The sequence below is a fragment of the Nonomuraea sp. NPDC050394 genome, assembly GCF_044459065.1.
In the GTDB taxonomy this organism is placed as follows: domain Bacteria; phylum Actinomycetota; class Actinomycetes; order Streptosporangiales; family Streptosporangiaceae; genus Nonomuraea.
On record NZ_JBITIO010000006.1, the window covers coordinates 148,513 to 170,661 of the forward strand.

The following is a 22,149-nucleotide window of genomic DNA, read 5'->3' on the forward strand; positions in this document are numbered from 1 at the left end:
TGGTTCGCCGGAAGGTCTTGGGCGTACGCGGGTACCTGGGTGACATGGGAAACACTGAGGCCGGCGCACCCCCGGCCGGAGAAGGGGTCGTCGATCCGCAGGCAGCCGCCGAGGACAGCCACCTGCTGGAGCTCACCCCGGGGCTGAGCGTGGACAGCTCCGACGACGACGACCCGGTCCTGATCCGCGCCGACGGCCAGGCGGTGTCCACCTGGCGCGAGCATTATCCGTACGCCGAGCGGATGGACCGGGCGCGTTACGACCACGACAAGCGGCTGCTGCAGATCGAGCTGCTCAAGCTCCAGTACTGGATCAAGCACACCGGCGGGCGGCTGGTGATCCTGTTCGAGGGGCGCGACGCCGCGGGCAAGGGCGGCACGATCAAGAGGTTCACCGAGCACCTCAACCCGCGCGGAGCCACGGTCGTCGCCCTGGAGAAGCCCAGCGAGCGCGAGCGGACCCAGTGGTACTTCCAGCGCTACGTCGCCCACCTGCCCTCCGCGGGGGAGATCGTGCTGTTCGACCGCTCCTGGTACAACCGCGCCGGGGTGGAGCGGGTCATGGGGTTCTGCACGGATGAGCAGTACCTCGAGTTCGTCGAGCAGGCGCCGCTGTTCGAGCGGATGCTGGTCGAGTCGGGGATCCACCTGGTCAAGCTGTGGTTCTCCGTCTCGCGCGCCGAGCAGCGCACCCGGTTCATCATCCGGCAGGTCGACCCGGTCCGGCAGTGGAAGTTGTCGCCCATGGACCTGGAGTCGCTGGACCGGTGGAACGAGTACACAGCCGCAAAGGAAGACATGTTCCTGCACACCGACACCGAGATCGCGCCCTGGACGGTGATCAAGAGCAACGACAAGAAGCGCGCCAGGACGGAGGCGATGCGCCACGTCCTGAGCCTGTTCGACTACGAGGACAAGGACGAGAGCGTGGTCAAGACCCCCGACCCGCGCATCGTGATCTCCGCCGCCGACATCGTCGACGAGGACCACACCGGCATGAACGGCGCGCGCTGACCCCGATCAGAGCGGGCGGCCCATCACCTCGCGCAGGACCCGCATGACGTTCTCGCCCAGGATCTTCCTGATGTCGGCCTCGGCGAAGCCCCGGCGCACCATCGTCTCGGTGATCTTGGGCAGGTCGGCGGGGCGTTCGATCTCGGCGGGGGCGAAGCCGTCCCGGACGCCGGGCGTCTGCGCGGGCCAGCCGCCGAAGACCTGCCGGAAGTAGTCCTCGATGAAGTCGGGGCCGAGGCCGACGTGGTCGGCGCCGGCCACGCTCACCAGGTGTTCGATGTGGTCGACGACCCGCTCGGCGCTGGAGCCGGCGGGGTCGATGAACATGGGGATCGCCGCCGCGACGCTGATGACGCCGCCGCGTGCGGCGATGGCCCGCAGCTGGGAGTCGCCGAGGTTGCGATGGATCTTGGTGATCTCCAGGCAGGCGGAGTGGGTGGCCAGGAACGGGCGCGTGAGCACGTCCAGCACCTCGTCCACGCCGTTGACGCCGAGGTGGCTGATGTCGAAGACGACGCCGAGCCGTTCCATCTCGCGCAGCACGTCGAGGCCCTGCGGGGTCAGCCTGCTGCCGGAGCTGTCGTCCAGGCCGCTGCCGTCGGCCAGGAAGGTGCGGCCGTAGTGGGCCAGGGAGACGACGCGTACCCCGGTCCTGGCCAGGGCGTTGATCAGGCGCGGGTCCTGGCCGACGGCGTGCGCGCCCTCCAGCGCGATGATCAGCGCGATCCTGCCCGCGGCGACCGCCGCGTCGACGTCGGCGCCGGTCAGGCAGACGGCGACCTCGTCGTGGTGCTCCTCGGCGAGTTCGTGGACGCGCTCGATCAGCAACAGGGTACGGCGCAGCGCCCCCTCCGACTGGAACTGCTCCTCGACACAGATGGGCAGCACCTGGACGTTCACCCCACCGGCCCGCAACTGAGGCAGCCAGTACTCGGCGAAGTGGTCCCGGTCGCCGCGCCGGTCGTGGTGGTCGACGAGGAGGATCAGGTCGTTGTGGGTGTCGGCGACGGTGGCTTGCCGGTGCAGGGCCATGGCGTCCATGGGGGAATCTCCTCGGCCGGGTGGGATCTCGACCGAGGCTACGCCGACGCCCGCCGGGGGCGGCATCGGCAGGTGTAGCAGATCGCGGGCCCTATTTCCGACCACCGTCCATCGGAACCGCACCGCCGCCGAATCAGACTCGGACAGCACCGAGCTTGAGGAGGAGACCAGATGAGTGGGATTCCGGCGCGTCCCGCGCTACCCGATCCGGAGCACATCTCCGCCACGGGCCGGCACGGGATGATCTCGACGTCGCATCCGGCGGCGACGCGGGCGGGCCTGGCGGCGCTGCGAAGAGGCGGCAGCGCCGTCGACGCCTACCTGGCGGCGGCGGCCGTGCAGACGGTGGTCGAGCCCACAATGACGACGCTCGCTGGCACGATGTTCATCTCGGTCTTCGACCCGGCCGACGGCCGCAGCCGCTTCCTCGGACATCTGGGCACGATCCCGGCGGCCGAGGACGGCGATCTGGACGAGGCGGCCCGCCTGTCGGGCCGGACCGTGGTGGCCCCCGGATGGCCCGGCGCCGCGCACGCGGCGTGGTCGCGATGGGGCCGGCTGCCGTGGGCGGACCTGTTCGGCGACGCGCAGGTGGCGGCGCGCGAGGGGTTCGTGGCCGACGAGCTCCTGTGGGGATGGGCCTTCGAGTTCCGGCGGGCGGCGGGCCGCTTCGAGGCCGGGCGCGACATCTGGTTCCCGGGCGGCCGGCTCTTCCGGATGGGCGAGGTGCTGCGTCAGCCCGCGCTGGCCCGCACCATCGAGCAGCTCGCCGAGCAGGGGCCCGGCTACATCTACGAGGGCGAGTTCGCCAGGAGGTACGTGGAGACGGCCAGAGGGGCCGGCGGCCGGATCACGCTCGACGACATGGCCGCGAGCGCGGTCACCGAGGGCGACCTGACACCGCTGCCGGTGGCCGGCGGGCTGGAGCTCCACACCAGCGGCCCGCTGTACGCCCTCCTGCTCAGCCTGTCGGAGCTGGCCGGCACCGACGACCTGTACACGCGAATGCGCATCGTCGAGGAGGCCTGGCACCACGGCCTGGCCGACGTCTCGGCGGGCTACCGCGTACGGGAGCCCGCCGACATGGCCGGGGCGGTCTCACCCGAGACGGCGGAACGCCTGCTGCCCCGGGTGCTCAAAGGGGAGCCGAGGCCGTTCGAGGCCATGAACCTGGGCACCAACGCCATCGTCGCCGTCGACGGGCGCGGCATGATCGCGCACGGCACGCATTCGGCGACCTCGACCCCGTTCGGCGCCGGGCTGACGGTGGACGGCGTGATCGTGCCGCGCCCGATGTTCCTGTGCGCGGACCCGGTGGTGCCGATCCCGGACGGCTGGTCGACGTCCCTGCTGGCCCTGCGCGACGGGCGGCCGGTGTACGCGGCCGCCTCGCCGAGCATCTCCGCGCTGCAGAACGTCTTCCAGAACTCGGCGAACGTGCTGCAACACGGCATGTCGCCCGGGGAGTCGGTGCTGCGGCCGATGTTCGGCGCGTCCCTGTACCCGAGCAGGCGGCCGATGGTGGAGGCCACGATCGGCGAGGACGTCATCGCCGAGGTGGAACGGCGGGGGATCGGCGTCACCCGCGTCTCGCCGTGGGAGGTGGAGATGGGCAGCTGCCAGGCCGTCGCCATCGACGAGGACGGCACCTTGCACGGAGTCGCCGACCCGCGCCGGCTCGGTAGCGCGGCAGGTCACTGATGGAGAAAGGAAGGCCCGTGACGAGCAACGACGAGGTTCCAGGACCGGCGAGCCCGAGAGTACGGGTCCGGCGCAAGGCGGATCGGGGATCCTACGATCCGGCGCTGGTGCGGCGGATCCTCGACGAGGCGCTGATGTGCCGGGTCGCCTTCGCCGACGGCGGGCAGCCGTACGTGCTGCCGACGCTGCACACGCGCGTCGGCGACCTGCTCTACTTCCACGGCTCCCAGCGCAACCGGATGCTGGAGCGCATGCTGGGCGAGCCCATCTGCGTCGAGGCGACCGTGGTCGACTCGCTGGTGCTGGGCCGCTCGGTGATGGAGAACTCCATGAACTACCGCTCCGTGGTGGTGCTCGGCGCCGCCCACGAGGTGCTGGAGCGGCAGGAGAAGCTGGAGGCGATGCACGCGCTGGTGGAGCGGATCGCGCCGGGCCGCATCCCGGAGCTGCGCCCGCTGACCGACGCCGAGCTGAACAGCACGCGTGTGCTGGCGGTGCCGCTGCTGGAGTGCTCGGCCAAGGTGCGCACCGGCCCGCCCATGGACCGGGCCGGCGACTACGACCTGGACGTGTGGGCGGGCGAGGTGCTCCTGCGGGTGTCCGCGACCACCCTGGTCCCCGACCCGCAGCTGAAGCCGGGCGTCGAACCCCGGCCGGCCTTGGTGGAGTGGAGGCGTGATGGCCTCTGAGGAACGCGTGTACGGCCGCTTCGACTTCGGCCTGACACCGGAGCAGGAGGAGCGGGCACGGCGGCTGCACCACGACGGCGTCGTCGTGGACCTGCTCTACCAGGGCCCCTGCTCACCCGACGTCTGGACCGGCGAGCTCATCGCCGAGCTGGACGCGCTCGGCTCCGACGACCTGTTCACCGTCGCCTTCTTCCTGGAGAAGAAGGCACTGGCCGGGCAGTTCCCGAGGTACAAGGAACTGATGGACGCCTCCGGGGTCACCGCCCCCGCCACCGGCGGCTACGTGCTCAGGGACAAGGCGTCGATCCTGGACGCCGCGCACCTGGCCGCCCGCGCGCTGGAGGCCTTCCCGTGGATGCGCCGCGCCCGTACGGCGGGCGACATCCGGGCCGCGCACGCCGCCGGCGGCCAGGCGATCTGGGGCCTGGTCCAGACGAACATGCTCGCCCCGGGAGACCTCGACCTCATCGACATCGCCCACGACCTGGGCGTGCTCAACACCGTCGACTGCGCCTACAACAGCATGAACTTCATCGGCGCCGGCTGCACCGAGCGCTATGACCCCGGGCTGAGCCACTTCGGGCTCCAGTTCGTGCGCCGCTGCGACGACGTCGGCGTGATCGTCGACACCGCGCACTCGGGCCGCCAGACCACCCTCGACGCCTGCGCCGCCTCCCGCAAGCCGGTCATCGCCACCCACACCTCCGCCAACGCCGTCTTCGCCCACGACCGGGCCAAGAGCGACGAGGAACTGCGCGCGATCGCGGGGACGGGCGGGGTGATCGGCGTCTACGTCGTGCCGTTCTTCCTGGCCGCGCCGGACGACCCGGACCCGACCATCGAGCTGTTCCTCGACCACGTCGACTACATCAGCGACCTCGTCGGCTGGGAGCACGTGGCCATCGGCACGGACTGGCCGCTCGCGCTGCCCCATCACGTGATGGAGGCGGCCTTCGCCGGCAGGCAGGCCGACTTCGGGTTCCGGCCCGAGCACGGCATCGACAAGGTGACCAGGACGCTCGACGGCTTCCGCGACTACCGCGACCTGGTCAACCTCACCCGCGGCCTGGTCTCGCGCGGCTATGACGACGACCAGGTCCGCGGCATCATCGGGGAGAACTTCCTGCGGGTGTTCGAGGCGGTCAACGGCTGAGGTCCACCCGGCCGCGCAGCAGGATGCCCCAGCCGCGGGCCCGGTCCAGCCGGGCCTCGAAGGCGCTGCCGTACGGGCTGAAGTGACGCAGTGTCTCGCCCCCGGTCAGCTCGCCGTCGGCGAGCGCGAGGATGAGACGGGCGCAGGTGCCGGTGCCGCACGGGCCGACGTTGACGATCCGCTCGCCCCAGACGACCGCGCTGCGGGTGGCGCCGTCCACGACGGGCTCGGTCAGCAGCAGCAGGCCGGGCCGCTCACCGGTCCGCGCGGCCAGCGCCGCGCCCGCCTCGCGCAGGAACGCGTCGCCGGGCCCCGCCAGCTCGTCCGGGCGGCCGAGGTCCAGGCCCGCCGCGGCGGCGGGCAGCGCGAGGAAGGAGTTGCCCGCGACACTCACCGCCCGCACCGTGTACGGCCGCCCGCCCACCTCGACCACGTACGTGCCCGGCGGCCGCGCCGCCGGCGGCATGCGCAGCGTCACCGTGCCGTCACCCCGGTCGGTGGCGCGGATCAGCCCGCCCGCCGTGTCGAAGACGACCGTGGCCCCGTCGCCGGGGGAGCGTACCGCCCCGGCGAACATCGACGCCTCGCCGCATCCGCCGAGCGGCCCGCCCGCCGCCACGAACAGCAGCCCGTCGTCGGCGTCGGGACGCGGCGGCCGGGTCACCACCGCCACGATCGCGCCCGGATCGCCCGCCATCGCGGTGAAGAACTGCGCGCGCACCTCCTCCAGAGCCGGGCCGAGCACAGCCCCGACCCCGGCCATCGAGCCGGCCCCGTGGGCGATCGAGGTGAGGTCGGCGCAGGCGACGGGCTGACCCGATGTCGAACCGCTGGCCAGGAACCTGTGAGTCATGCCGCCATCGTCGGCTCGCGCGGGCCCGCCGCTCGACGGACGGACGCAGGAAAGAGCGGGGCCCGGTTGCGACGGGCGGCGGTTGCTTGGACAGCCGTCGAAAGCGGACCACGCGGGCTTCGTCCGGGCGCGGAGGAAACGGGGGGCGGGCGCGCGTATCGTGCGGAAATGAGCGTACTTCCGGCTGACAGTGGTGTTTCGGGTTATAGGCTCACCGCTGTGACCAGCGAGTTGCAGCGTCTCGTGGACGGCTTGGGCCGGCGGCTGCAGCGCAACGTCACGGTCGACGACCGGCGGCTGCGGCAACTGGCCTTCTCCTCGCACGAGTACGGCGAGATCGACCGGCTGCGCGAGCAGTCCATCTTCCGGCGCGACGTCCCGGACGGGGCGCTGGAGTGGACGTTCGGCGCCGGTGCCCGCTCCGCGCCGGGGCCCTTCCGCCCGCCGGTGGCGCCCGAGATCGGCGCCACGATCCAGCGGCTGTGCGTGCCGATCCGGCAGGAGGGCGCGCTCCTGGGGTTCATCTGGGTCCTGGAAGGCGACGACCCGCTGTCGGAGGAGGAGCTCGGGAGCGTGCTGGCCACGCTCGACACGATCGCCATCGTCATCCAGCGCGACCAGCTCGCCCAGGAGCTGTACCGCAGCCGGGCCAGGGAACTCGTGCGCGACCTGGTCGTGGCCGACGACGCCCGGCTGCGCGAGCACGCCGCGGAGGAGCTGATCGACGCCGACCTCTTCGTGGCCGCCGAGCCCGTCGTGGCCATGGTCGTCACCGTCCACGCCGGCGAGCAGGCGCTGACCGACATCGAGCGCTCCACGCTGGAGGGCTGGCTCGAACGCGTCAGCGGCCGCCTGTCCGACCGCCGCCACATCAGCCTGGTCCGCCGCGACCACGGGCTGCTCCTGCTGTCGGACAAGGACCCGCTGGTCAGCGGTGACGCCAAACGCCACCTCGCGGAAGAGCTTCTCGGCCACCTCGACCGCGACCTGCCGGGCGCCGACGTGGCCGCCGGCATCGGCGAGCCCGTGACCGAGCTGCCGGCCTTCTTCCGGTCCTACGGCCAGGCCCGGCGGGCCGCCCGTGTCACCCGCCTGGTGGAGGGGTTCGGCCGGGTCGCCGGCTTCGACCGGCTGGGCGTCTACGGCCTGCTGGTCCGCATCCCGCCCGACGAGCTCACCCCCCAGGCGCTCCCGCCGGGCCTGCGGCACCTGCTGGACGCCGGGGCCAAGGGCGAACAGCTCGCCGACACCCTCGAAGCCTTCCTCGACCACGCGGGCGACGTGCAGGCCGCCGCCGAGCAGCTGTACGTGCACCGCACCACGCTGTACTACCGGCTGCAACGGATCGAGGAGTACACCGGCGCGCACCTGGCCAACGGCGAGGACCGCCTGGCCCTCCACCTCGGACTGAAGATCGCCCGCCTGATGGGCCTGCGCCACCACCTCTGAGACTTCCGACAATCTGCCGAAGCGCCGGGTTCATTCTTGCGACTGCTGTCGTTAGGACGGCGGCCTCCCCTGTATGAAACTGAGCCGCAACCAGCTCAGACCGGGGGACGCCGGCCGATTGGAACCACCCATGCGCAAACCGCTCACCCTCCTTGTCTCCACCGCCCCGGCCACCGGTCGCGCCGGTGCGTCACCGCCGGGCGGCGGCGGGCACACCCTGGCCAAGGACGGCACCTTCACCTTCGACCAGGGCATCCTCGATCCCTACCGCAACCTGCTCCCGCTCGCGCTCGGGGAGATGGACGCGCTCGTCAACGTCACTCAGGAGGGCACGGTCGTGCCGGCCATCCTCGGCGAGCTCTGGTACCACCAGCGCGCCGGCCGCCCCGGCGCCGGCCTCGCCCGGCCGTGCGCCGCCGACTCCGCGACCGGCCACCTGCCCGCCGCCGATCCCGGCCGCACCGCCACCCCGCCCGACCCGGCCGGATGGGCCAAGGCCGCGACGGAGGGCCGGCTGCGGCAGCCGATCCCGGCCGGCATCGGGGTGCTGCGGTGAGGAGTCCCTGGTTGGCGTTCGCGCTGCGCAGGACCCGCCGTTTCGCCGTCTCGCTCTGGGTCCTCGTCACCGCCGCCTTCCTCATGATCCACCTCATTCCCGGCGACCCGGTGCGCGGCGCGCTCGGGCTGACCGCGCCGGTCGAGCTCATCCGCGAACGGCGCGCCGCCCTCGGCCTGGACGACCCGCTCTGGGCCCAGTACCTGGACTTCCTGCGCGGCCTGGTGACCGGCGACCTCGGCACGTCGATGGTGAGCGACATGCCCGTGGCCCAGACCATCGGCGAGCGGCTGCCCGAGACCGTCAAGCTCGCGCTGCCCGCGTTCGCCCTGGTGCTGGCGGCGGCCATCCCCGCCGGGCTGGTCATGGCCGTCCTCACCAGGGGCGGGCGGCGCCGGGCGGGGGAGCTGGCCTTCACCTCCGCCGGCGTCTTCCTTGCCGCCATCCCCGAGTTTCTGCTGGCCGTGGGGCTCGTCTACGCCTTCGCCGTACAGCTGCCCTGGTTTCCCGTGGCCGGGCGGGACGAGCTCATCTCCTACGTCCTGCCCGTCCTGGCCCTCGCGATCGCGCCCGCGGCCATCCTGGCCAGGATCGTGCGGGTCGAACTGCTGTCGGTCCTGGGCGACGACTACATCCGTACGGCCCGCGCCAAGCGCCTGACCGCCCGCGTGGTCTACCTCCGGCACGCGCTGCCGAACGCCCTCACCGCCACCCTCACCGTCGCCGGACTCACGCTGACCGGGATGGTCGTCGGCACCGTGCTCGTGGAGAACGTCTTCGCCTGGCCGGGAATGGGCTCCACGATCGTCGAGTCGATCCTGCGGAAGGACTACCCGATGGTCCAGGGCGTCGTCCTCGTCTACGGGGCCGGAGTGCTGCTGGTGAACCTGCTGGTCGACGTCCTCCTCGCGGCGCTCGACCCCCGATCCGCGATCAAGGAGGGCTGATGGCCCGCAAATGGCTCGCCGCCGTCCGCACCCCGATCGGGGCCTGCTCCGCCGTCCTGCTGGTCCTCGTCGGCGCGCTCGCCGTGCTCGCGCCCCTCCTCTGGGGCGAGGCCGCGGAGCTCACCGACACCAGCGCCATCAAACAGGGCCCCTCCGCCGGCCACCTGCTGGGCACGGACTCCCTGGGCCGCGACCTGTTCCTGCGCGTCGTCGTCGCCACCCGGCTGTCGGTCTCGCTCGCGCTCGCCTCCACCGCCATCGGCCTGGTCGCCGGCGTGATCCTGGGCCTGGCGCCGTCGGTGCTGCCCCGGCGGGCCGGACGCCTGGTCACCGCCGCCGTCGACATCGCCGTCGCCTTCCCCGCCCTCCTGCTCGCCCTGTTCCTCGCCGTCATCTTCGGGGTCGGCGTCAAGGGCGCCGTGCTCGCCATCGGCCTGGCCGGCGCGCCGGCCTTCGCCCGCCTCACCCAGACCCTGGCCGCCTCCGTCTCCGGCCGCGACTTCGTCTCGGCCGCCAAAGTGGCCGGGGTCGGCAGGATCCGGCTCATGACCCGGCACATCCTGCCGAACATCGGCGAACCCCTCGTCGTCAACGCCACCATCGGCGCCGGCGCCGCCCTGCTCGCCTTCGCCGGGCTCTCCTTCCTCGGCATCGGCGTCCAGGCGCCCGCATACGACTGGGGCCGGCTGCTCGGCGAAGGACTCGGCCGCATCTACACCAACCCCGCCGCCGCCCTGGCGCCCGGGATCGCCGTCGTGGTCATCGGGCTGGCGTTCAACCTCTTCGGCGAGACGGCCGCCGCCGTGATCGGCATCCGCGTGCCCAGGACCCGGGTGCGGGAACGGCCGCCGCCCGCCCCGGCGAAGGTCGCCCGCGGCGAGGACGAACTGCTCGTGGCCGAGAACCTCGAGGTCGCCTTCCCCGGTGTCACCCCCGTCCGCGGCGTCAGCTTCACCATCGCCCCCGGCGAGGCGGTCGGCATCGTGGGGGAGTCGGGCTCCGGCAAGAGCCTGACCGCGCTGGCCGTCTCCAACCTGATCGAGGCGCCCGGCGTGGTGCGGGCGAGCCGCCTCGACTTCCTCGGCGTCCCCCTGCTGTCGGCCCGCCCGGGGGAGTTGCGTACGCTCCTCGGCCCCTCGCTGTCCATGGTCTTCCAGGACCCGATGACCTCCTTCAACCCGGCCCGGCGGATCGGCCGCCAGCTCGCCGAGGTGGCCGAGGCCCACCGGGGGCTGTCGCGGCGGGCCGCCATGGAACGCGCCGTCGACCGGCTGCGCGCCGTCCACGTGGGGGAGCCGGAACGCCGCGCCCGCCAGTACCCGCACGAGTTCTCCGGCGGGATGCGGCAGCGCGCGATGATCGGCATGGGGCTGATGGCGCGGCCGCGCCTGGTCGTGGCCGACGAACCCACCACCGCCCTGGACGTCAGGGTCCGGCGCGAGGTGCTCCGCCTGCTGTCGGGCATCCGGGCGGACGGCGCCGCCGTACTGCTGATCAGCCACGACATCTCCGTGGTCAGGAAGACCTGCTCGCGGCTGCTGGTCATGTACGCCGGCCGGGTGGTCGAGGATCTGCCCGTCACCGCCACCCCGCGCCATCCTTACACCCGGGCCCTGCTCGCCACCGTCCCCGACCTGGACACCGACCTGGACAAGCCGCTGGCGACCATCCCCGGCCGCCCGCCCGGCCCGCACGAGGTCCCGCCGGGCTGCGCCTTCGCGCCGCGCTGCGCCCTCGCCGCCGAGCGGTGCGTACGCGAGGATCCCGCCCTGGCCCGGACGGCGCCCGGCCACCTCCTCGCCTGCTGGAACCCGGAGCCGCCCCATGAGTGACCTGCTCTTCGACGACGTGACCGTCCACTTCGGCGCCGCCCGCGCCGTGCACGGGGTCACGCTCGCGGTGCCGTCCGGCACGACCGTCGGCCTGGTCGGCGAGTCGGGCTCCGGCAAGTCCACCCTCGCCCGTGCCGCCGTCGGACTGTCGCCGATCACCTCCGGCCGCGTCCTCCTGGACGGCGCCGACGTGACCTCCGCCCGCCGGCGCCCGCTGCAGATGGTCTTCCAGGACCCCTACTCCGCGCTCAACCCCCGGATGACGATCGGCGAGTCCATCGCCGAGCCCATGCCACGCGAGGCCCGCAAGGGCGCCGCGGCCAGGCGCGCCGCCGTCGCCGACCTGCTCGCGCGGGTCAGCCTCGACCCCGGCCGCGCGTCCATGCTGCCCGGCCAGCTGTCGGGCGGCCAGCGTCAGCGCGTCGCGCTGGCCCGCGCCCTCGCCGGCCGCCCCAAGGTCGTCATCGCCGACGAGATCACCTCCGCCCTCGACGTCTCGGTGCAGGGCGCGATCCTCAACACGATCAGGGACCTGCGCCGGGAGCTGGAGCTCACGATGCTGTTCATCTCCCACGACCTGGCCGTCGTCCGGTACGTCAGCGACCACATCGCCGTCATGTACCAGGGCGCGATCGTGGAGTCCGGCCCCACCGACCAGATCATCACCGCCCCCGCCCACCCCTACACCCAGGACCTCCTCGACGCCGCCCGCCTGTGACGCACCCGGTCCGGTAGGGGTTAGGTTGGATCCATGACAGCCGTGCTCGTCTACGACGGAGACTGCGGGTTCTGCACGACGTGCGTGCGCTTCATCGAGCGGCGCATGCGCGTCCGGGCGCGGATCACCGCCTGGCAGGCGGCCGACCTGGCCGCCCTCGGCGTGACGGAGCGGCGGGCGCGCCACGAGCTGCTGTGGGTGTCCGGCACCGGCGTCCACGGCGGCGCCCAGGCGGTGGCCAAGCTCCTCCTGCACGCCGGCCTGCCCTGGAGCCCGCTCGGCGCGATCCTGCGGCTGCCGCCGATCCGCTGGCTAGCCCATGGCGTCTACCGGCTTGTCGCCGGCAACCGGCACCGGCTGCCCGGCGGCACCGCGGCGTGCGCGCTGGAAGATCCGCTCAAGAGGTAGGAACGCCGCCAGGCAGATCACGTGCGGCAGGAAGTGGATCGTGATGGCCGCCCAGGTGAGGAAGTGGAAGGCGAGAAAGAACGCCACCCCGGCGTACAGTGCCCTGCCGCGCAGGAACAGCAGGATCGGCGAGGCCGTCTCGGCCAGCAGCACCACCCACTGGCCGATGAGCAGCGCGCCGGGGATGCCCGCCACGAAGTGCCCGAAGAACGTCCCCCGCCGGGTGACCGCCCACTGGAAGGTGGCGCCGTTGGGCCACTCCCACCCGCCGTGCCGGATCTTCGCGTAGGCGGACAGGAAGTAGGTGGCCACGACGGCGATCTGCACGCACCGCAACGCCCACCCCGCCGCCTGCCCGCTCCGCGCCGCCCCGGCGGTACGCACCACGGTGGGCAGGACGAACAGGGTGACGATCAGGGCCAGGTGGTCGTGGTCGACCTTGCCGTACGACATCGCGAGGACGGCCCAGTAGGTGTAGCCGAGCGCGGCCACGTACCCCGCCACCCTCGGCAGCCGGCCGGCGGCGGCGACGAGCGCGGCGAGCACGACGAGCGTGAACAGCGTGTACACCAGCGCCGTACTGGCCCCGGGCAGGTGGAGCAGCCGCGCCACCAGGACCGGCCGGTAGAGGGACGAGCCGTGCGCGTGCCCCCACACCCCGCCGGTGAACAGCATCATGTCCACCGGCAGGAACAGATAGACGATGACTCCCAGGAGACGGACCCGCCGCAGCGGCTCCTGCGGGAACCACCACCTTGTCAGCGGACCTGCCATGTCACCCTCTCCACCTTGTGCGTCGACGCCGGGCGCCGGTTCTTCAGCGTGATGACCTTGGTGATCACGTAGATCCTGGTCAGCCGCGGGTCCTCCGGGCGGATCCTGGCGTGGTTGTCGGCCAGTTCCTGCAGCAGCGACGGTTCGGCCACGTAGCGCCCGAGCTGGCTTTCGAGCTCGGCGCGGCGGATGCCGACGTAGTACGGCTCGATCGGGATCTCCACGCGTGTGCCCGCGGCGGTGTCGGCCTCCATGATCAGCGATCCGATCTTGCCGTCGGGCGGAATGCTGAACGCGTACTGCACCATTGGCCCGAAAGGGAAAAGGTCGTCGTCACCCGCGACCGTGCCATAACCGAGCGCCACGAGCACGGCGGTAGCCGCGACCAGGCGCCACATTCTTCTCCCCCGGGTAAGAATTGCCCCCATGCGCCCAGGAAACTATCAGGATCAATCGCCGATATCCCGAAAAATGCAGATATGTCAACCAAAGGCGACGTTCGGCGGGTGGTTCACGGAAGGTTCAATCAGGAAACTCGGCGTGTTCCCTTCGGAGCCGTTCGATACCCTATCCGGCCCGTGACCGGACGGTTACGATCCCGGAGTGATGATTTCGGGGACAGAGCGGCGAATGGGGCGGCTGCCTGCGGAATTCACCAGCTTCATCGGCAGGAATGCCGAACTGCGCGAGATTCTGCGACTGTTCGGTCAATCCCGGCTGATTACGCTGGCAGGACCGGGTGGCGTCGGCAAAACGCGGCTGGCCATCCAGGCGGTCGCGCAGACGGCCGAGAACTACGCCGACGGGATCTGCTTCATCGACCTCGGCGCCCTGCACGAGGCCGGCCTGATCGCCGCCACGGTCTGCGAGTCGCTGGGCCTGAGCGCGCAGAACGTCGGCGCCCCCGGCACGATCCTCGTCGAATACCTGGCCGGCCGCCACCTGCTCCTGATCCTCGACACCTGCGAGCACCTGGTCGACGCCTGCGCCGACCTCACCGAGAACCTCCTGCGCGCCGCCCCCCGCCTCACCATCCTGACCACCACCCGCATCCCGCTGAACATCCCCGGCGAGCACGTCCTCGGCATCGGCCCGCTCACCTGTGTACCACCCGCGGCCGACGACGAGCCCGAGCTGTCGGAGGCGGCCAGGCTGTTCGCCGACCGCGCCACCGCCGTCGCCCACGACTGGCGGCTGACCACCACCAACCTGCGGCCCGTGCACCGGCTCTGCGAGCGCCTCGACGGCATCCCCCTCGCCCTCGAACTGGCCGCCGCCCACATACGCACCCTGTCGGCCGAGCAGATCCTGGCCAGGCTCGACCACCGGATCCTGGAGGTGCCCGGCAGGCGTGGCCGGCGCGGCCGCCACCAGACCCTCGACGCCACGATCGGCTGGAGCTTCGAGCTGTGCTCGCCCCGGGAGAAACTCCTGTGGGCCCGGCTGTCCGCGCTGACCGGCGACTTCGGCCTCGACATCGTCGAACGCGTCTGCGCCGACGAGCACCTGCCGCTCCACGACGTCGTCGCGACGCTGTCCGGCCTCGTCGACCAGTCCATCGTGCTGCGCACCGGCAGCCAGGACGAGGCCCGCTTCCGCCTGCTGGACACCGTCAGGGAGTTCGGCGCCCGCGAGCTCGAACGGCGCGGCGAGCGCGACACGCTGCGCACCAGGATCACCGGCTGGCTGGTCGAGAACGCCGGACAGGCCCGGCGCGACCTGCCGACCGGCGCGCAGGTGGGCTGGCTGGACTGGTACGCACGCGAGCAGCACCAGATCCGCGAGGCCTGCGACCACCTGCTGCGCGGCGGCCGGCACGAGGAGGTGTTCCTGACCGTCGCCCGGCTCATCGCGATGCACGGGCTCATCGGCGAGGCCCGCTACTGGGCCGGGCGGGCCTTCCCCGGCACCACCTCCTCCGGCGAGGGCCTGACGATGCACGCGCTGTTCATCGTCATGCACGACGAGGCCGACGCCGCCCGGCCGCTGCTCGACCGGGCCGCCGCCCTCGCCGAGTCGACCGGCGACGAGCCGCTCAAGGGGTACATCGCCCTGGTCGACGGCATCGCCGGCCTGTTCGCCGGTCAGCTCGCCGAGGCGCGTACCCGGCTGGAGGAAGGCAGCGCGATCCACGCGCGGCATGACACCCGCGACGTGCTCGTCCCGCTCGGGCCGGTGTTCATCGCGGTGGTCGCCGCCCTGCAGGGCGACTTCGACGGCGCCGTCGAGCAGGCCGCCGCGGTCGTGGCGGCGGGGGCGCGGGCCGGCGAGTTGTGGGCCCGCTCCTACGCCGAGGCGGTGTGGGGCATGACGCTCATGCTCAGCGGCGAACCGTCGGCGGGCCTGCAGCGGCTGCGCGAGGCCCTGCGCGTCAAGCACGACCTCGACGACATGCTCGGCATCGCCCTCGCCCTGGAGTTCTACGGCGGCTGCCTGCTCAACCTCGGCACCCCGGAGGCGGCCGCGCGCCTGATCGGCTCCGTCGAGGACGCGCGCACCGTCAGCGGCATCTCCATGTTCGGCCCCCAGCACACGCTCATCAGGCAGATCATGGAGCAGCAGTGCAGGGACGCGCTGGGCGAGGAGGTCTTCGACGCCCAGCGCCGCATCGGCCACCAGATCGGCCTCGAACGCACGCTGGCCGGCATCCTCGCCGAAGCCGACCCGCCCGCGCCCGCGCGGAGCGAGCCGGAGCCGCTGACCAAACGCGAGTACGAGATCGCCCGGCTGGTGTCCCAGAGCCTGACCAACCGGCAGATCGCCGAACGGCTCGGCATCGCCAAGCGCACCGTGGACACCCACCTGGAGAACATCCTCACCAAGCTGGCCATCTCCTCCCGGGTCCAGATCGGCGCCTGGATCCGGCGCGACGCCCCCTGACGGCTCCCGCTCGCGGGAGCCGTACCGGAGAGAGGGGGTCAGGCGCAGGTGGCGAGCAGGACGGTGATGACGGTGCAGGGGGCGTCGTCGCTGTCGTTGGCCGGGTTGGGGTCGGCGGGCGAGGAGGCGGCGCGGGTCGCGGTGACGGTCACGTTGCCGAGGCTGAGCAGGCCGAGCGGGAGCCGGAAGGTGGCGGCCGCCGAGGCGCCGGCGGCGAGCGCGGGGTAGGCGCAGGTGACGGTGCCGGGGACCGAGGTGCAGCCGGGGGAGAGGTTGGTGGCGGTCCTGCCGGGCGGCAGCGTCGCGGTCAGTGTGGCGGAGGTGAGCGGGCCGGGACCGGCGTTGCGCGCGGTCATGCGGTAGCTCAGGTAGGGGACGAGCAGGCCGAGGCGCGGCTGCGCGGCCAGGTCCACGGCCACGTCCGTGGCGCCGGCCGGGGCCCAGTCGATCGTGAACTGGAAGCCGGGGATGACGGCCAGCGCGCTCTTGCCGGTGCCGTCGGTGTTCATGGTGAACAGGTCGTTGTCGGAGGTGTAGGCGATCTTGGTGCCGTCGGGGGACCAGCGGGGCGCGCTGCTGAAGGTGGCGTCGCCGGAGAGGTTGGCCTGGCCGCTGCCGTCGGCGTTCATCACGTGGACCTGGGCGAGGCTGGGGGCGAAGCGCGTCCAGCCGTAGGTGATCTTGGTGCCGTCGGGCGACCAGTCGGGCAGCCCCGCGCCGTCGTTGCCGCTGTAGCCGGTGAGCTGGGTCTCGCCGGAGCCGTCGGCGTTCATGACGGAGATGTTGCGGGTGGGGTCGCGGAAGGCGATCCTGTCGCCGTCCGGCGACCACGCGGGGGCGTCGCCGAACACGCCGAGCGAGGTACGGCCGGAGCCGTCCGGGCCGATCACGGTCAGGGTGCTGTCGCCCGCCCGATAGATGATCTTCGTGCCGTCCGGCGACCAGTCGACGGGCGCGTCCACGACGGGGCCGCCGGTGTCCACCTGGGTCTGCCCGGTGCCGTCGGGGTTCATCGTCCAGAGCTGATGGGAGCCGCCGGCGAAGCGGGTGAAGGCCACGCGCGTGTTGGCGGCGTCGGCCGCGGCGTTGGAGTCGGCGACGTCGTTGTCGGTGAGCTTGGTCAGGCCGCCGCCGTCCGGGTTGATCCGGTAGATCTCCTTGTCCGGGTCGGTCGTCTGGTCGACGAAGTAGATGGGGCCGTTGGCACCGGGGAAGGCGGCGTGCGCGGGCGCGGCCAGCACCGCCGACACCAGCGCGACCACGCCGGCGAGCACCGGTAACGGATGACGGAGCATGGATACCTCCAGGCAGGACGAGACCGTCGGTGGACCCAGCGATGACGGCGGCCTGCTGGAGCGCCCGATCCGGGACCGGGGAAGCCCACCCAGCGACCTTTTCCCGTCGGGACCGCCGGTCAACCACCGTCACCTGGCCAACAGCGGACACCTCGCTCCCGCGCGTCCCGCCGGTGGAGGGCTAGATCGTGACGAGGGCGCGGCACAGGCGCGCGGTCTCGGCCATCAGCCGGTCCCGGTCCCCGGGGAAGTGGTAGACGTGGTCGGCGCTGCCGTGCATCACGTGGTAGAGCACGATCGCCGTCGCCTCCGGATCGGGTACGGCCGCGCCCGCCTCGGCCAGCAGCGCGACGATCGCGTCCACGGCCGGGTTGGGTCCGGGCCGCGCCGGCCGGGCGGAGCTGTGGAACAGCACGTCGTGCAGACGGAGGTCGCCGAGGTACTCCACGATGCCGGCCAGCATCCACCGCTCGACCCGCTCGACCCCGTGCGCCGAGCCCGCGACCTGGGTCTGCCGGGCGGCGAACCGCTCCACGTAACGGTCCCTGAGCGCGCCGACCAGGTCGTCCTTGCTGGAGAAGTGCAGGTAGAAGGTGCCTTTCGCGACTCCGGCCCCGGCGGTGACGTCATCGACCGTCAGCGACCCGACCCCTGCCCTGAGGACCAGCGCCTCCGCCGCATCGAGCAACTGCGCGCGCCGCTGTCCCGCCGGCCTGGTCCGAGCCACCGTGTCCCCTCACTCCCTGTCGCCGGCCAGCCACTTTATCCCTGCCGCGCCGCGGCGGGCTCCTCGAGCCGGGCGTCGTCCCGCTTGAGGAGCGGGTGGGTGTAGAGCAGCACGATCACCAGGCACATGATGGCGACGGCAGTGACGAGCGGGACCATGGGCGACAGCGCGTACAGGGCGGTGGCGAGGGTGGGCGCGAGGACGAAGGTGAGCGCGTTGTTCGCGGCCACCACCCCGGCCAGGCCGCCCTGCTCCTCCTTCGTCATCGCGAACGTCGGGCCCGCCGTGTAGCCGGGGATGGCCAGCCCGAGCCCGAGCCCGATGATCAGCACGGCCGCGACGAACACCGGCAGGCCGAGATCCGGCAGCAGCAGCGCCAGGCCGCCCAGCGCGACCAGGGCGCCGACGCGCATCAGCCGCCGCGCTGGCCAGCCGACCCTGGGCACGATGACCACCTGCGCGAGCAGCATGCCGACCCCGGCCGCGAGCAGGGTGCCGCCCGTGGCGCCCGCGGTCTGGGTGGCCGACAGGCCGTTGCGGTCCTGGAGCAGGAAGCCGATGAGGATCTGCACGAACCCGAGCGCGGTGAACATCCCGAACCCGGTCAGCAGGTACGGCCACACCCGCCGGTCCAGCGGGTGCACGCGGGGCGGCGCGGCCACGAGTTCGCGGGCGTCCTGCGGCTTGACCAGGACCGCGACGAGCACGGCGCCCACCGCGAGGATCAGCGGGACGGCGTAGAGCGGGGTCAGCATGCCGAATCCGCCGAGCAGCCCGCCCACGCCGGCTCCGGCGATCATCGCGATGCCCTGGGCGGCGCCGATCGCCGCCATCGCGGCCAGGCGGTCGCGCTCGGTCTCGGTGGCGTCGGCGGCGTACGCCTGGGCGGTGGGCGGCACGGCCGCGAACGCGACGCCGAACAGCACGCCCCTGGTCAGCACGAACAGGCCGAACAGCAGCGCGCCCGAGAGCAGCGCGGCGATCCCGAGGTGCGCGAGGACGGCGAAGGCCAGCATCGCCACCGTGGCCCCGGTCAGGGCGCCGACCAGCACCGGTTTGCGGCCCCACTGGGCGGACTTGCGGCCCCAGAACTGGCTGGTGAGCACGACGACGACGGCCGAGGTGCTGATCATGACGCCGACCTGCCAGTCGGCCAGGCCGACCTCACGGGCCAGCGGCGCGATCAGCGGGTTCAGGGTCTGCTGGCCCAGGAAGATGATGAACACGCTCAGGTAGAGCACGCGTAGCCGCGCCATGACACTCCTCGGGGGACTTAGGTAAGCCTTACCGTAGTGGCGGCTCCCGTTGTTTTGCAACGGCATTCGCAAAACCTTCATACTGGATCCATGCGCGAACCGACCAGAAAGGGCGGCCGCCCCCGGGTGGTCGACCGGGAGGCCGTGGCCAAGGCCGTCGTCGAGCACGGGTTCGTCGAGCTGTCCGTGAGCGCGATCGCACAGCGGCTCGGGGTCAACCAGGCGACCCTCTACCGCCACATCGGCGGCCAGGACGACCTCGTCGACACCGGCGTGACGCTGCTGATCAGGCAGGCCGCCTGGCCGGCCGGGGGCGCGCACTGGCGCGACCTGCTCGAAGGCGCCGCCTGGACGGTCTGGGGCATCCTGCGCGACAACCCGGGCCTCATGATGGCGGCGGGCAGGCGCCTGCTGGCCAACGACGAGCTCATCGCCGTGTTCAACCGGCTGTGCCTCGACCTGATCAAGCAGGGACTGCCGCCGGACAAGGCCACGCTCGCCGTCGACTTCGTCCTGGACCTGGCCTGCAACACCGTCCTGTCGCGGGACTTCATGCTGGCCGGCGCGATGGAGGGCGACAGTGAGCCGCCGCGTGCCTGGGCCGGGAACTTCGACCCCCGGGTGCTGGAGGTCATCACCCGGGCCGCCGGTCCGGGCCACGAGGAGTGGTTCGCCGGCAAACTGACGATCGCTTTGGATGGGATCGAGCGGATGTTCGCGGATATGAGATAGTCGCCCGGTGAAAGCGATCATCCGGTGGGCCATGCCCGCTCTGGTCCTGCTGGGCTTCGCGATCTTCTTCAACGACAGGGGCGGGAAGAGCGAGCCGGACTTCACCATGGCCGAGGTCAAGGTGGTGGAGGGGACCGTCGCCACCTTCGACATCACCAGGACCCAGGTCGGCACCGGCAACCGCCAGTCCAGTCGCGTCGACTATGTGCTCACGCTGACCGGCCGCCCGCAGAACGTCGCGTTCCGGCTGGACACGACCCCGGCGGGCGGGGTCAAGGCGGGCATGCGCGTGCGCCTGGAGGTCCTCGAGGACGCCGAGGCGGCCTTCACCTCCGCCACCCGCTACCCCGACGGGACCAACCGGATCCACGCGGTCGGCGCCGTGGTCGACGGCAAGCCGGTCTACACCGCGGCCGAGTACGTCGCCAGGAGCGAGTCGGCGGCCTCGGGCAACGGCCGGATCGCGCTGATCTTTCTCCTGCTGGCCCTGGCCTGGGGCGCGGTGGTGTACTTCGTCAAGATCCGGCCGTACGTCAGGAGCGGGGAGACCCCCTGGTGACGTCGGCCAGCGTGACCTCGCCCAGCAGGGCCGTCTCGTAGTCGTGCAGCCGCTCCCACACCTCGGCCAGCGGTGCGGCGGCGCCGGGGAAGCGGGCGGCGGGCGGCTCGGCCCCCTCCGTCACGGCGATCACGTCGGCCAGGGTGATGTCCCCGGCCGGGCGGGCCAGCCAGTACCCGCCCTCGGGGCCGCGCTGGCTGCGGATGAGCCCGGCCCGGCGCAAATGCAGGAGGATGCTGTCGCAGAAGCGGCGCGGGATGTCCTGGCCGGCGGCGATCTGGTGGGCGCGCACCGGGGCGGGGGCGGTGGCCAGGGCGCACATGGCGCGCAGCGCGTACTGGGTTCTGGCGGAGATCCGCATCAGCGTTCCCCGCGGCGGTGAGCTGATCTCAAGGAAACACTCCTTCGGAAAAGCGCGATGCCCCCGGCTCGCGGCCGGGGGCATCATGGGCGATTCATGGGTGACTCAGGCCGGGGTGGGCTCGTCCTGCCGCTCCAGCTCGGAGTCCACGGCTTCCACCGACTCGTTCGCCTTGTCGCGGCGGTACTCGCGTACCGAGTAGACGATGGCGCCGACCCAGAGGAGCGCGATGAGGACGTAGGCGATGGCCTGCACGTTGCCGGGCGCGTCGATCCAGTCGCTGCGCAGCAGGGTACGCACGTTCGTCAGGATGATCACACCGCCGACCGCCGAGCCCAGGATGCGCGGCGGGATGTGGCGCACCAGCCAGGCGGCGATGGGTGCGGCGATGACGCCGCCGAGCAGCAGGACGCCGACCCAGGCGAAGTTGATGTTCTCCGAGCCGATGCCGACCAGGAAGCCGGCGCTGGCCGCGATGGCCACCAGGAACTCGCTGGCGTCGATGGAGCCGATGACCTTGCGCGGGGGGATGCGGCCGCTGGCCAGGATGGCCGGCGTGCCGACCGGTCCCCAGCCGCCGCCGCCGGTGGCGTCCACGAACCCGGCCACCAGGCCGAGCGGGCCGAGGAAGCGCTTGCGCAGCGGCTTGCCCAGGTTGCCGCGCGGCAGCCCGAACGCGGTGAAGCGGATGAGGATGTAGACGCCGAGGGTCAGCAGGATGACCGACATGATCGGCGCGGCGAGCTCGGTGGACAGGCTCGACAGGAACGTGGCTCCGGCGAAGGCGCCGATCGCGCCCGGGACGCCGATCTTGGCGACGACCTTCCAGTCGACGTTGCCGAAGCGCCAGTGAGAGATGCCGGAGGCCAGCGTGGTACCGATCTCGGCCAGATGGACGGTCGCCGACGCGGCGGCGGCGTTGGTGCCGATGGCCAGCAGCAACGTGGTGGAGGTGACGCCGTAGGCCATGCCCAGGCTGCCGTCGACGAGCTGCGCGGCCAGGCCGACCAGGCCCAGCAGGATGAGTGATCGCACCGCATCCGCCTTTCCCGCTTTTCCTGCTATATCGGTCGGGATTATCATGAATGCTGGGAAGGGGTCAGGTCAAGTCGCCGGGCGCAACCGCGCGCGCCGCCGCCCCTCCGGGGCGCGGGGTAGATCCACATTCGCCCGCTCTCCATGCAACCGGCGCCTGGTGCAAGCGA

General features: G+C 72.2%; 22 protein-coding genes. 13 read left to right on the plus strand and 9 right to left on the minus strand.

The window, feature by feature from the left end:
* Positions 1–44 precede the first annotated feature (44 nt).
* A complete protein-coding gene (ppk2, locus tag ACIBKY_RS24550) occupies positions 45–1,013 on the plus strand; it encodes a polyphosphate kinase 2 (RefSeq protein WP_397099718.1) in 969 nt (322 codons plus the stop codon).
* Between the two features lie 6 nt (positions 1,014–1,019).
* On the opposite strand, the gene ACIBKY_RS24555 is transcribed toward ppk2, so the two are convergent.
* Positions 1,020–2,054, minus strand: a complete 1,035-nt coding sequence (locus tag ACIBKY_RS24555) for a dipeptidase (RefSeq protein ID WP_397099719.1) — start codon at positions 2,052–2,054, stop codon at positions 1,020–1,022.
* Positions 2,055–2,225: 171 nt separating this feature from the next.
* Here ACIBKY_RS24555 and ACIBKY_RS24560 point away from each other — a divergent pair, with 171 nt between their 5' ends.
* Genes ACIBKY_RS24560 through ACIBKY_RS24570 form a run of 3 tightly spaced genes read left to right on the plus strand, consistent with a single transcriptional unit; the run spans position 2,226 to position 5,597 of the window.
* Positions 2,226–3,755: a gamma-glutamyltransferase gene (locus tag ACIBKY_RS24560; RefSeq protein WP_397099721.1), complete on the plus strand. Its 1,530-nt coding sequence runs from the start codon at positions 2,226–2,228 to the stop codon at positions 3,753–3,755.
* 17 nt (positions 3,756–3,772) lie between these two features.
* Positions 3,773–4,444, plus strand: coding sequence for a pyridoxamine 5'-phosphate oxidase family protein (locus ACIBKY_RS24565; RefSeq protein WP_397099723.1), 672 nt, complete (start codon positions 3,773–3,775; stop codon positions 4,442–4,444).
* Positions 4,434–5,597: a dipeptidase gene (locus tag ACIBKY_RS24570; protein WP_397099725.1), complete on the plus strand. Its 1,164-nt coding sequence runs from the start codon at positions 4,434–4,436 to the stop codon at positions 5,595–5,597. The genes ACIBKY_RS24565 and ACIBKY_RS24570 overlap by 11 nt, the downstream gene beginning before the upstream one ends.
* On the opposite strand, the gene ACIBKY_RS24575 is transcribed toward ACIBKY_RS24570, so the two are convergent.
* The gene (locus tag ACIBKY_RS24575; RefSeq protein WP_397099727.1) at positions 5,587–6,450 is read right to left on the minus strand and encodes a proline racemase family protein; all 864 of its coding nucleotides are present in this window, start codon (positions 6,448–6,450) and stop codon (positions 5,587–5,589) included. The genes ACIBKY_RS24570 and ACIBKY_RS24575 overlap by 11 nt on opposite strands.
* 219 nt (positions 6,451–6,669) lie before the next feature.
* Here ACIBKY_RS24575 and ACIBKY_RS24580 point away from each other — a divergent pair, with 219 nt between their 5' ends.
* The 6 genes from ACIBKY_RS24580 (at position 6,670) to ACIBKY_RS24605 (ending at position 12,360) form a co-directional block, all read left to right on the plus strand.
* On the plus strand, positions 6,670–7,899 hold the full coding sequence (locus ACIBKY_RS24580) for a PucR family transcriptional regulator (protein ID WP_397099729.1): 1,230 nt from the start codon (positions 6,670–6,672) through the stop codon (positions 7,897–7,899).
* A gap of 130 nt (positions 7,900–8,029) precedes the next feature.
* On the plus strand, positions 8,030–8,455 hold the full coding sequence (locus ACIBKY_RS24585; RefSeq protein ID WP_397099731.1) for a hypothetical protein: 426 nt from the start codon (positions 8,030–8,032) through the stop codon (positions 8,453–8,455).
* A gap of 11 nt (positions 8,456–8,466) precedes the next feature.
* Positions 8,467–9,402 (plus strand): ABC transporter permease, encoded by a 936-nt coding sequence (locus ACIBKY_RS24590; protein WP_397099733.1) that lies wholly within the window; start codon positions 8,467–8,469, stop codon positions 9,400–9,402.
* Complete coding sequence (locus ACIBKY_RS24595) at positions 9,402–11,234, plus strand: dipeptide/oligopeptide/nickel ABC transporter permease/ATP-binding protein (RefSeq protein ID WP_397099735.1); 1,833 nt, start codon at positions 9,402–9,404, stop codon at positions 11,232–11,234. The genes ACIBKY_RS24590 and ACIBKY_RS24595 overlap by 1 nt, the downstream gene beginning before the upstream one ends.
* The gene (locus ACIBKY_RS24600; protein WP_397099737.1) at positions 11,227–11,952 is read left to right on the plus strand and encodes an ABC transporter ATP-binding protein; all 726 of its coding nucleotides are present in this window, start codon (positions 11,227–11,229) and stop codon (positions 11,950–11,952) included. Before ACIBKY_RS24595 ends, ACIBKY_RS24600 begins: the two co-directional genes overlap by 8 nt.
* A 33-nt stretch (positions 11,953–11,985) precedes the next feature.
* Complete coding sequence (locus tag ACIBKY_RS24605) at positions 11,986–12,360, plus strand: thiol-disulfide oxidoreductase DCC family protein (RefSeq protein ID WP_397099739.1); 375 nt, start codon at positions 11,986–11,988, stop codon at positions 12,358–12,360.
* On the opposite strand, the gene ACIBKY_RS24610 is transcribed toward ACIBKY_RS24605, so the two are convergent.
* Both ACIBKY_RS24610 and ACIBKY_RS24615 read right to left on the minus strand, forming a co-directional pair.
* Positions 12,265–13,134: a hypothetical protein gene (locus ACIBKY_RS24610; RefSeq protein WP_397099741.1), complete on the minus strand. Its 870-nt coding sequence runs from the start codon at positions 13,132–13,134 to the stop codon at positions 12,265–12,267. The genes ACIBKY_RS24605 and ACIBKY_RS24610 overlap by 96 nt on opposite strands.
* Positions 13,119–13,532 (minus strand): hypothetical protein, encoded by a 414-nt coding sequence (locus tag ACIBKY_RS24615; protein WP_397099743.1) that lies wholly within the window; start codon positions 13,530–13,532, stop codon positions 13,119–13,121. Before ACIBKY_RS24615 ends, ACIBKY_RS24610 begins: the two co-directional genes overlap by 16 nt.
* A gap of 232 nt (positions 13,533–13,764) precedes the next feature.
* Between ACIBKY_RS24615 and ACIBKY_RS24620 the strand changes: the two genes are divergently transcribed.
* Positions 13,765–16,014, plus strand: coding sequence for an ATP-binding protein (locus ACIBKY_RS24620; RefSeq protein ID WP_397099745.1), 2,250 nt, complete (start codon positions 13,765–13,767; stop codon positions 16,012–16,014).
* A gap of 38 nt (positions 16,015–16,052) precedes the next feature.
* Here the strand turns inward: ACIBKY_RS24620 and ACIBKY_RS24625 are convergent, their stop codons facing one another.
* The 3 genes from ACIBKY_RS24625 to ACIBKY_RS24635 form a co-directional block, all read right to left on the minus strand.
* The gene (locus ACIBKY_RS24625; RefSeq protein ID WP_397099747.1) at positions 16,053–17,309 is read right to left on the minus strand and encodes a TolB family protein; all 1,257 of its coding nucleotides are present in this window, start codon (positions 17,307–17,309) and stop codon (positions 16,053–16,055) included.
* Between the two features lie 181 nt (positions 17,310–17,490).
* Positions 17,491–18,036, minus strand: a complete 546-nt coding sequence (locus ACIBKY_RS24630) for a TetR/AcrR family transcriptional regulator (protein WP_397099749.1) — start codon at positions 18,034–18,036, stop codon at positions 17,491–17,493.
* A 35-nt stretch (positions 18,037–18,071) separates the two neighbouring features.
* On the minus strand, positions 18,072–19,292 hold the full coding sequence (locus ACIBKY_RS24635; protein WP_397099751.1) for an MFS transporter: 1,221 nt from the start codon (positions 19,290–19,292) through the stop codon (positions 18,072–18,074).
* Between the two features lie 90 nt (positions 19,293–19,382).
* On the opposite strand from ACIBKY_RS24635, the gene ACIBKY_RS24640 reads away from it, so the two are divergent.
* On the plus strand, positions 19,383–20,024 hold the full coding sequence (locus ACIBKY_RS24640) for a TetR/AcrR family transcriptional regulator (protein WP_397099753.1): 642 nt from the start codon (positions 19,383–19,385) through the stop codon (positions 20,022–20,024).
* Between the two features lie 7 nt (positions 20,025–20,031).
* A complete protein-coding gene (locus ACIBKY_RS24645) occupies positions 20,032–20,583 on the plus strand; it encodes a hypothetical protein (RefSeq protein ID WP_397099755.1) in 552 nt (183 codons plus the stop codon).
* Here ACIBKY_RS24645 and ACIBKY_RS24650 read toward each other — a convergent pair.
* Together ACIBKY_RS24650 and ACIBKY_RS24655 are read right to left on the minus strand one after the other, a co-directional pair.
* Positions 20,558–20,944 carry an RrF2 family transcriptional regulator gene (locus ACIBKY_RS24650; protein WP_397099757.1) on the minus strand — a complete coding sequence of 129 codons (387 nt, stop codon included), beginning with the start codon at positions 20,942–20,944 and terminating at the stop codon, positions 20,558–20,560. The genes ACIBKY_RS24645 and ACIBKY_RS24650 overlap by 26 nt on opposite strands.
* 105 nt (positions 20,945–21,049) lie before the next feature.
* The gene (locus tag ACIBKY_RS24655; protein WP_397099759.1) at positions 21,050–21,979 is read right to left on the minus strand and encodes a sulfite exporter TauE/SafE family protein; all 930 of its coding nucleotides are present in this window, start codon (positions 21,977–21,979) and stop codon (positions 21,050–21,052) included.
* Between the last annotated feature and the right edge of the window lie 170 nt (positions 21,980–22,149).